The sequence below is a fragment of the Streptomyces blattellae genome (assembly GCF_009709555.1).
Lineage (GTDB): Bacteria > Actinomycetota > Actinomycetes > Streptomycetales > Streptomycetaceae > Streptomyces > Streptomyces blattellae.
This window is the reverse complement of record NZ_WJBG01000208.1, coordinates 1-4,534: the sequence shown is the minus strand read 5'-3', so window position 1 is coordinate 4,534 and position 4,534 is coordinate 1. Positions and strand designations below refer to the sequence as shown.

Annotated in this window: 6 protein-coding genes and 2 pseudogenes; 3 read left to right on the top strand and 5 right to left on the bottom strand. The window is 68.4% G+C overall.

What is annotated here, in order from left to right:
* Both GFH49_RS39525 and GFH49_RS40485 read left to right on the top strand, forming a co-directional pair.
* Positions 1 to 194 (top strand): annotated as a pseudogene (locus GFH49_RS39525) (hypothetical protein); the annotation flags it as partial.
* The gene (locus GFH49_RS40485; RefSeq protein ID WP_230396536.1) at positions 194 to 793 is read left to right on the top strand and encodes a hypothetical protein; all 600 of its coding nucleotides are present in this window, start codon (positions 194 to 196) and stop codon (positions 791 to 793) included. The pseudogene GFH49_RS39525 and the gene GFH49_RS40485, both read left to right, overlap by 1 nt.
* A gap of 125 nt (positions 794 to 918) precedes the next feature.
* Here GFH49_RS40485 and GFH49_RS28060 read toward each other — a convergent pair whose 3' ends face one another.
* The 5 genes from GFH49_RS28060 to GFH49_RS28040 form a co-directional block, all read right to left on the bottom strand.
* Positions 919 to 1,428, bottom strand: a complete 510-nt coding sequence (locus GFH49_RS28060; RefSeq protein ID WP_155058852.1) for a hypothetical protein — start codon at positions 1,426 to 1,428, stop codon at positions 919 to 921.
* Positions 1,429 to 1,489: 61 nt separating this feature from the next.
* Positions 1,490 to 1,987: a hypothetical protein gene (locus GFH49_RS28055; RefSeq protein WP_155058851.1), complete on the bottom strand. Its 498-nt coding sequence runs from the start codon at positions 1,985 to 1,987 to the stop codon at positions 1,490 to 1,492.
* A 44-nt stretch (positions 1,988 to 2,031) separates the two neighbouring features.
* The gene (locus GFH49_RS40480) at positions 2,032 to 3,357 is read right to left on the bottom strand and encodes a hypothetical protein (protein WP_230396535.1); all 1,326 of its coding nucleotides are present in this window, start codon (positions 3,355 to 3,357) and stop codon (positions 2,032 to 2,034) included.
* A 36-nt stretch (positions 3,358 to 3,393) separates the two neighbouring features.
* Complete coding sequence (locus GFH49_RS28045; protein WP_155058850.1) at positions 3,394 to 3,558, bottom strand: hypothetical protein; 165 nt, start codon at positions 3,556 to 3,558, stop codon at positions 3,394 to 3,396.
* A gap of 353 nt (positions 3,559 to 3,911) precedes the next feature.
* Complete coding sequence (locus tag GFH49_RS28040) at positions 3,912 to 4,202, bottom strand: GntR family transcriptional regulator (protein ID WP_230396534.1); 291 nt, start codon at positions 4,200 to 4,202, stop codon at positions 3,912 to 3,914.
* Between the two features lie 133 nt (positions 4,203 to 4,335).
* On the opposite strand from GFH49_RS28040, the pseudogene GFH49_RS28035 reads away from it, so the two are divergent.
* A pseudogene (locus GFH49_RS28035) lies at positions 4,336 to 4,534 on the top strand (hypothetical protein); the annotation flags it as partial.

Below are 4,534 nucleotides of genomic sequence, written 5' to 3'. Positions count from 1 at the left end.
GGCCCGCGTCGCCGAGGAGCCCCTACGGACTGGACTCACCGCTCAACGGCGAGGACGCTGCCCTGGTCCGCCCCTACCTGGTCGCGTTCGAGGAGAGGCAGCGGCAGCGGGAGCGCCGCCTCGTCCTGGTCGTCTCCGCGGACTTCGGCGTCGACCTTGATCGGCAGATGGTCGGCGTGCGGGGGGCGGCCTGATGACCGGCACAGGCACTGGCACCAACACCGGTGCCACGATGTGCGGCGCCCGCCGCCCGGGGTGGGAGTGGCCGGACTACGGGCATCATCGCCTGCCCTGTGTCCTGGGGTACGGCCACGACGGAGACCACCGCGACGCCCTCGGTCACGCCTGGCTCCAGCGGCCCGGTGTGGTGGAGTGCGTGGCGGTGCTCCCCGATGCGGCGGGGGTCGCCTGCCTGCGGATCGTGGGGCATGACGGCCCGCACCGCGATGTCGCCGACCGGGAGTGGGCCGGTGGTGTGTGCGAGGTGTGTGGGTCGGCCGAGCAGCCGCATGTGACCGTCACCACGGGCAGCGGCGGAACTGCACGGCACCGGCAGGTCTGCCAGCGGTGCGCCCGTAGCGATGCTGCCGTCGTCGTACGTCGGCCCGTGCGGATGTGCGTGCGCTGCGACCGGATCACCGACACCCCGGTCCTCGTCTCCGAGGTGCATCAGAACTCCGGGCCCGGGTTCAGCGTGTACGCGTGCGGCGACTGTGCGCCCCACTTCCCGCCACTCCCCGACGTGTTCGACCTCTTGCAGGCCGGACGCCGGGATGTAGACGGAGACCGGTGAGCGCATCAGCCGTCGAGCAGGTCGGGCCGGAACTGGATTTTCGACTCAGGTTGAACTCGTAGAGCTCCGGAGTCCGATCTCCAGGCCGGTCTCGGCGAGGCAAGCTCAGTGTGGCGCCGCCGATTTCACAGCCTGCCGAAGATCACGCTGCGCCAGGTCCAGCCCGACTTGAGGACGGCGTTCTGCAGGGGGTCGCGCAGCTCCGCGCTGTCGAAGTGGAAGGTCTCCGTCGCTTCGAGGCCATCTTCCCCGCGTTGGACCGCGTAGTGGCGGGAGACGGTCCTATCGGGTCCGCGCGAGTACGACCCTGAAATCTTGAGCTCCGGCGGATTCCCCTCCCGGGTTACCTCCCACGATTCCTCGAGCGCGCGTACCTCATGGTCCTCCGGGACCAGGCGCAGCCGGATCCGAACGGCGCGAGTCAACTGGGACTGGACGAAGAACGTCTGCCAGGCGGGTTCCGCCATCCGCCACTCCGCCACCAAGTCGGCGTCCTCCGCTGCGCCGTCGCGGATGATGTACGGGACATCAGGCCTGTTGACGCCGAGCAAGGCTGCCCGCACCTCCTCGGCCGGGCGCGGCTCGACACCGTCGGCGGGGTGCTTGGTTCCGGTCAGCTTGTCAAAAAAGCCCATGAAATCAACCTTTGAGAAGTCGGATTAACGGTGCAAGGGTCCGCGGCTGCCCCGGAAACCGCTACGAAGCCACGCCGGTGTCCGGGCAGACCGTTCGTACGAAGCCCTGGAAGTCGCCCAATACATCAGGGTGTTGGGACGCGGTGGACGTCAAGACCAGGCGGATGACTGCCCGCTTGCGCGGATCGGCGATGTCCAGCATGGACAGGTACACCTGCGACTGGACGAGGTCGTGGTGCACTCCCCCGACGACGGCGGAGACCGCCAGCGTTTGCGTGAAGCCGGGCGCATCCGCTGAGTCGATCTCGCGGTGTCCGATGACCTCGACCGATGAGACGGCCTGACTCAAGCGTTCCACGGACTCGTGCGCGATCTCGGGCAGTGTCGCCGCGTCCGGGCGGTACTCGCCGTCGACCGTGATGTTCGCGGTGAACCCGGCATCCGATTGCGGATGCCGCGCGACGAACGCGGCTCCTGGTGCGCCGGCTTCGTCCGGTGGTGCGGCACGCCATCCTTCCGGCAGTTCGAACTGGATCGGTACGGGCAGGGTCGTGGGCATCTCGGGCCATCCTTAGTACGGCGGTGGGTCTGCTAGGACGTGCATCAGAACAGGCTGCCGATGCCATCGGCGACCCACCCGGCTGCATCGCCCACGGCATCGGCCGCGTCGCTCGCAGTGTCGGCGATCTTCCCCGGGTCAACGGTGACCTCGAAGCCCACGGCACCACCGACGATGGGGGAGACACCCACTTTGGGAGCGAAGCGCCATGTGCCGTTGGGATCCTTGCCGAAGTCCAAGGTTGCCTCCGCGCCGGGGCCGGCCCAGCCCTCGGCTGTGGCGCCCACTCCGATTCCCCCGATATCAGCGCCCCCGGCGACACCCGCCTTCGCACCGGCGAACGCTTCGCCGCCCAACTGCAGGCCATCGCGGGCGAGTCCGGTGCTGGCACCGGCTTCGGCGCCCGCCGTGGCCTCCGTCCGTCCGTACAGCCCGACGGGGCCGACGTCGGCGCGGCCGTTGGCCGAGGCTTCGCCGCCTGCGAAGGCACCGACCTTGCCCCCGATGCCCTCGTTGGTGATGCCACCGGCCACGGAGGCATTGGCACCCGCATAGGCTTCAGACGCCCCGGCGAGTTGCATCGGGCCGTTGGCGAGCGAGCCCTCCGCGCTCACTCGGCCGAGGTCGGCATGGGCCGAGGCCTCGCCCAGCTTGCCGGCTCCGGTGTCCGGTCCGCTCGTCTCAGTCCCAGTGCCCAGACCGGAGGCTTCGGCCTCGCCTTCGGCGACCCAACCGTCGTCCTTCGTACCGACGTCCTTCTTCAGCTCGGCCTTCCGGGTGGCGTTGGCGTCGGAGAGGGAGGTGACGACGTTGGAGTTGAAGTCGCTTCGACTGCCGCCGAGATCGCGGCGCAGGGCCCAGCAGGCGGTCTCGTCGGCCTCGGCGGCGTGCCGCAGGACGCTCTCGAGGCGGCGGGCGAATGCCTCACAGGCTTCCTGTTGTTCACGGATGAGGGCCTGGCCGTCGGGATCGTGGCGGGCGACCACGTCCTGGGAGACATCGTTACGGGGAGTGACCACGCCGGTGGGGCTGACGTGGAGGTCCTGTCCTCTGGCCTCGACGTCGGCGAGGCGGTGGAGGTCGTCCTTGGCCTTCATCAGTTCGGCGTGCAGCGAGGTGAGAACACCTGCGATGCCTTTCGCCTCGTTGTGGGCGCTCTCGAACTGCTGCTGGGCGGCGCGAATGTCGTTGTCGGCCTTGGCCACCGTCAGGACCGGCTGAGTCCAGCCTGCCTGACGGAAGGGGCGGGCGACCTGGTCGCCGTACTCGGTGTGCAGCCCCTTGAACTTGTTGGCGGTTTCCTCCCAGCGATCGGCGGCCGCTTTGAGGTTGCTGAGGTTGAGGTGGTACAGCTGCTCGTACGTCGGCATGAGTTCGGCGAATCCCCCGTGCAGTGGTGTGTCTTGTCAGGCCGCCTGGGCGGCATGCAGCTTCTTCGCCTCTGCGAACGTCGCGCCCGCGACGCTTTCGCCCAGCGCCCCTGGCGGGCAGTGCGTTTTGTACTTGGAGCCGGCCCCTGCGACACCCAGGTCCGATATGACCCCGTTGAGCTTCTTGACGACCTCGTCCAACGCGCTGAGATCAACTCTGTAGCGTCCGCTCGCCACCGTGCGTCAGCCCCTCTCCCCGTTCCCCGATGCAACGCCCCAGCCGCAAGGCCATCTAAGCGGCCATCCCGGCTGTCTTCCGCTATTCCGCAGAACTTTACCGGCCGCCCTGGGCAACGCCCCAGGTGCTCCTGTGAATTGTCCGCCACAGCCCACTCACACTCACGGGCCGCCGCAGTCACCCTGTCGCCGTGACGCAGTGCGGACACGTCGATCGCCTTGCTGCCGTCCGGACGGCGGGACCCGGGCAGACGCGTGCCGTCCGCTGCGCACCTCCCCTGTAGGCGGTGATGCCTTGAAGGGGCACGCGCGGTAAGTCAGTTGGGGCTCCCGTCACCTTCGGGCTCGTCTGTGGGCTGTTGCTCTGCGACGAAGCTGCCTCGCTGGGGAAGGGTGATCGCCCATCCTTCGGAGCGCAGCAGAGCAACGGCCTGGCGTGCGGTGTCCCTGGCGATGCCGTACTCAGCGACCATCTTCGACTCGGACGGAATCGGATCCTTCGGTCGGAGTTCGCCGGACTTGATCCGCTCGCGGATGATCCGTGCCACCTGCTTGTAGATGGGTGTCGGATCGAAACGGTCGATGTCCATGACCAGGACGTTAGCCATGTGTATTACCTCGGGCATATGGGCCACGTCCTAGACGAGGTAGACAAGATGCGGGGTTCGCGGTTAGCGTCAAACACGAAGACCCCGGCGGTCTGGCAGGACCCCGGGGCGTGGCCACCAACCCCTGGAGTTGATGACGATGGGCATTATCCATGCCTTCCTGCGCTGGGTCGTGGAGACCTTCGGTCCCTACCCCCGAGGCCGGCACCGCGCCGAGCGCGTGGCCGCCGTGCCGCCACCGTTCGCCCCTCCGGTGCCCCCGGCCCGGCGGCCCGCGTCGCCGAGGAGCCCCTACGGACTGGACTCACCGCTCAACGGCGAGGACGCTGCCC